We start from the raw sequence: 3,784 nt of genomic DNA on the forward strand, positions 1-3,784 counted from the left end.
GCAGCGGCGCAGCCGCGAGGACGGGACATTTCCCCTCCACCGTTGCTGCGCAACGGTCCCCCTCCCCATCTGCGATGGGGAGGATTTAGCTAGCCCTTCAGCGCTCTCTCCACCGCATCGTGGAATAGACGGATTCCGCCTTCCATGCTGCCCAGAGTCAGCCGGTCGATCGCGCCTGACATCAGTCCTTGCTGGCACAAGGCAGCGGCGCGGAAATCCTCCGCGCCGAAGACGCCGCCGTCGAGCAGATTCCAGCTCTTTTCCCAATGCGCCAACGCCTTGTCAGTCGCGGGCGGCTCGGGGATCAGCATGAAATCCTCGACCAGCACGCGGTCGACGCCGCGCGGCATCAGCGTCATCAGGTTCACATAGTCGGGACTGACGATCAGCACCGTCGCGGGGAACATCTGATAGGTGTAGGTGATCGCGCGCCGAAGCGTCGGCCAGTCTTCCGCCGCGCAATCGTCCGCCGAGACGTCGCGCCCGACCGCCGAGCGCTGGTGCGCGCCGATCGTATCGGCCGACGCCACGCCGTCCTTGAAGAACGGGCCGATCGTCGCGGCGTGGAGGCGCTGGACGTGATAGCTCTCCAGAAACGCGTCCATGATCTGCTTCCAGTTCGCCGCGACGTCATGGGTCCGGCGGCGGAACAGGTGCTGGCCGGCCAGATTGAAGGCGTCGAAGTCATGGCCGAGCGTTTCCGGCTCGGCGAAATCCGCGCCTTCATCGAACGCGAACCAGATCAGGCCGCCCGCTTCATAGGTCGGCAGGCGACGTAGTCCGAATTCGCTCTTGTCGAGGTCGGGAAAGGCGTCGGTCCGCGGCAGCGCGAGCAGCTGGCCGTCGAGCGCATAGGTCCAGGCGTGATAGGGACACACCAATCGTGCCGCGCAGACCGGTTCCTGGCCCTCGACCAGCCGCGTGCCGCGGTGGCGGCATACGTTCATGAAGACGTGCGCCTTACCCTCGCGATCGCGGGTGATCAGCAACGGCTTGCCATAGCCGTCATGCGGTATCGCCATGCCGGCTTCAGGCAGCAGCGCCGACGGCGCGATCACCAGCGGGCGTTTGGCGAAGATCTTCGCCCGCTCCGCGTCGAACCGTGCCGGATCGGTATAAGCCGCGGCATCGACAAAGGTTATTCCCCCGGCGCGGCCTTCACCGCCTTCGGCCAGCTTCTTCGCCAGCGCGAGCTGCCCCGCGGTCGGAGCGATCCTGGTCGCCACGTTCATGGGCTTCCTCTCCCGATTTTTGCGGCTAGTGTCTGCCGTAACGAGATGGGGAGCAAGCCTGAATGAGCGGTACCGCGGTGACACGTCCCAAGGGGTGGCGATTGTTCGTCGCCGCGCTTCGGACGCGCAAGTCGGCGTCCATGCTCGCGCTCGGCTTTTCGTCGGGCCTGCCCAATGCCTTGCTGATCGGCACGCTGACCGCCTGGCTGGGGGAGGTCGGGGTCAAGATGGCGACGATCGGCGTGCTGTCGTGGATCGGCCTGACCTATGCGTTCAAATTCCTGTGGTCGCCCTTGGTCGATCGCCTGCAATTGCCCGCGCTGGGCAAGCTCGGCCGCCGCAAGAGCTGGATCGTGTTGTGTCAGGGGCTGATGATCGTCGCGCTGCTGGGGATCGTCGTTACCGATCCGGCGCAGCAAATCGGCACCTTCGCGCTGTTCGCGTTTCTCGGCTCGCTCGGTTCCGCGACGCAGGACATCGCGATCGACGGCTGGCGGATCGATGTGGCGGACGAGGATGCGCCGGTCGAGTTGCTCTCCGCGGTCAACCAATTGGGCTATCGCGCAGCGAGCATCGTCGGCGGTGCGATCGCGCTTTACATGGCCGCGCGCATGTCGTGGCCGACCGTCTATCTGGTGATGGCGGCGATCATGGGGCTTATGCTGCTGATCGCGCTCGGCGCCCCCGATACCAAACGCGTGCCGAGCGAGGCGGTGCAGGCGCTTTCGGAAGCTGGCGAGATCAGGCCGCGGACGCGTGCGATCGCGCTCCTGATCGTCGGCATCAGCTGGATCTGGGCAATCGGCTCGCTGATCGGGTTCATGATCTCGATGCTGGCCGATACGCCGGCCGGCGCGCCCCGACCGTCACCAAGCGATTTCCTCAAATATCATGGCCCGGCGATCGTGATTGCGACCGTGCTCGTACCGCTTGCCGTCGCCGCCGTGCTGAACTGGCTGAAGGCGCAAGGACGCCAGGTCCAGAGCGAGCATGACACGGTCACGTCGCCCGCGCGCACCGCGGCCAACCACCTGTACGGGGCGCTGGTCGCGCCGCTCGCGGACCTCGTCGCGCGGCTGGGTTGGGGTGTGCTGATCGTGATCGGCCTGATCCTGACCTATGCGCTCTGCTATAACGTCTGGGGGTCGTTCGCTTACCCCTTCTACCTGGAATTTATGCATTATTCGAAAGACGAAGTGGCGTTCGCGTCCAAGGTCTTCGGGATCATCATGTCGATCATCGGCGTCAGCCTGGGCGGATATCTGTTCGCCAAGATCGGACGATTCCCGACCGTGCTGATCGGCGCGATCCTGCCGATCTTCGGCAATTTCCTGTACGCCGACCTGGCCGACGGATCGCCGCACATCGACCCGGTGCTGCATATATTACGGCTCGATTCGCTCGCGGTCGCCCTCGGCAGCGACGAGCGGATGGCGCGGTTGCTGCTGACGATCAGCTACGAGAATATCTCGACCGGCCTCGCGCTCGCCGCGTTCGTCGCGTTCCTGTCGGGGATCGTCAGCAAGAAGTTCGCGGCGGTCCAATATGCGGTGCTGTCGTCGCTGACCTTCCTTATCGGCTCGCTCGGCAAGGGCATGGCCGGTGAGATGATCGACCGCTACGGCTATGCCGACGTGTTCCGCTACGTCGCGGCGGTCGGGGTGCTCGCGATCCTGTTCGTCCTGCTCGAATGGTGGCGCGCATCGCGCATTCCGACCGTGGTCGAGGCCGGCAATACCGGCGAACCTGCCTGATGCTGTTCCTGATCCTGTCGGGCGGGACGATCGTCTGCCAGATAGCGTGCGTGGTGCATTGCGTGCGCAACGGCCGCAACACGTTTTGGATCTGGCCGCTGGTGTTCTTCCCGATGGTCGGCTGCATCGCCTATTTCATCGTCGAGGTGCTGCCGGGCATGCAGGGCAATCGTCACGTCCGCACGATGCGCGCGCAGGCGGCCAAGGCGATCGACCCCGAACGCGAAGTGCGCGCCGCTCGCGACGCGCTGGGGCTTGCCGACACGATCGCCAATCGCATCCGGCTGGCCGACGCGCTGTCGGCGGTCAATCGGCCGGCCGAGGCGATCCCGCTCTATCGCGAGGCGATCGCCGCGCAGCCACTGCCCGATCCCCGCACCGAAACCAAGCTGTCCCGTGCGTTGTTCGAAGAAGGCCAGATCGACGAGGCGCAGCAAGTCATCGACGCGATCGCCAAGCCGTCGGGGCAGAGCGACCGAGATCGCCTCGACCTGCTGAGGGCGCGGATCTACGATCATCTCGGGCGCAAGGACGACGCTCTGGCAATCTATCGCGACATCGTCACGCGCATGCCGGGCGAAGAGGCGCGGTGCCGTTATGCCGCGCTGTTGATCGACCTCGGCCGGAAGCGCGAGGCTTTGGGCGTGCTGGAGGAAGTCGAGGACCGGATGAAGCGCCTCGATCGTCACCAGCGTCAGGCGGAGGGCGATATGTACCGCTGGGCGACCGACACATTACGCGAGTTGCGCGCGGCGGGATAGTTCCAGATCCTCCCCCGCCAGGGGGAGGTGGCAGCCG

The 3,784-nt window shown here is 65.4% G+C and carries 3 protein-coding genes; 2 read left to right on the top strand and 1 reads right to left on the bottom strand.

Annotation, left to right across the window (positions count from 1 at the left end; translation table 11 throughout):
• Nucleotides 1-89: 89 nt before the first annotated feature.
• Nucleotides 90-1,232, bottom strand: coding sequence for an aromatic ring-hydroxylating oxygenase subunit alpha (locus tag SPR01S_RS20740; protein ID WP_066593689.1), 1,143 nt, complete (start codon nucleotides 1,230-1,232; stop codon nucleotides 90-92).
• 62 nt (nucleotides 1,233-1,294) lie between these two features.
• Here SPR01S_RS20740 and SPR01S_RS20745 point away from each other — a divergent pair, with 62 nt between their 5' ends.
• Complete coding sequence (locus SPR01S_RS20745; protein WP_066593698.1) at nucleotides 1,295-2,986, top strand: AmpG family muropeptide MFS transporter; 1,692 nt, start codon at nucleotides 1,295-1,297, stop codon at nucleotides 2,984-2,986.
• Entirely contained in the window at nucleotides 2,986-3,747 is a 762-nt protein-coding gene (locus SPR01S_RS20750; RefSeq protein WP_066593701.1) for a tetratricopeptide repeat protein, read from the top strand. The genes SPR01S_RS20745 and SPR01S_RS20750 overlap by 1 nt, the downstream gene beginning before the upstream one ends.
• The last annotated feature ends 37 nt before the right edge of the window (nucleotides 3,748-3,784 follow it).

This window comes from Sphingomonas pruni NBRC 15498 (assembly GCF_001598455.1).
GTDB classification, from domain to species: domain Bacteria; phylum Pseudomonadota; class Alphaproteobacteria; order Sphingomonadales; family Sphingomonadaceae; genus Sphingomonas; species Sphingomonas pruni.

What these genes read in the sequence shown, in the direction of transcription:
- SPR01S_RS20740 (WP_066593689.1), bottom strand. Translation starts at nt 1,232, where the DNA reads ATGAACGTGGCGACCAGGATCGCTCCGACCGCGGGGCAGCTCGCGCTG.
- SPR01S_RS20745 (WP_066593698.1), top strand. Translation starts at nt 1,295, where the DNA reads ATGAGCGGTACCGCGGTGACACGTCCCAAGGGGTGGCGATTGTTCGTC.
- SPR01S_RS20750 (WP_066593701.1), top strand. Translation starts at nt 2,986, where the DNA reads ATGCTGTTCCTGATCCTGTCGGGCGGGACGATCGTCTGCCAGATAGCG.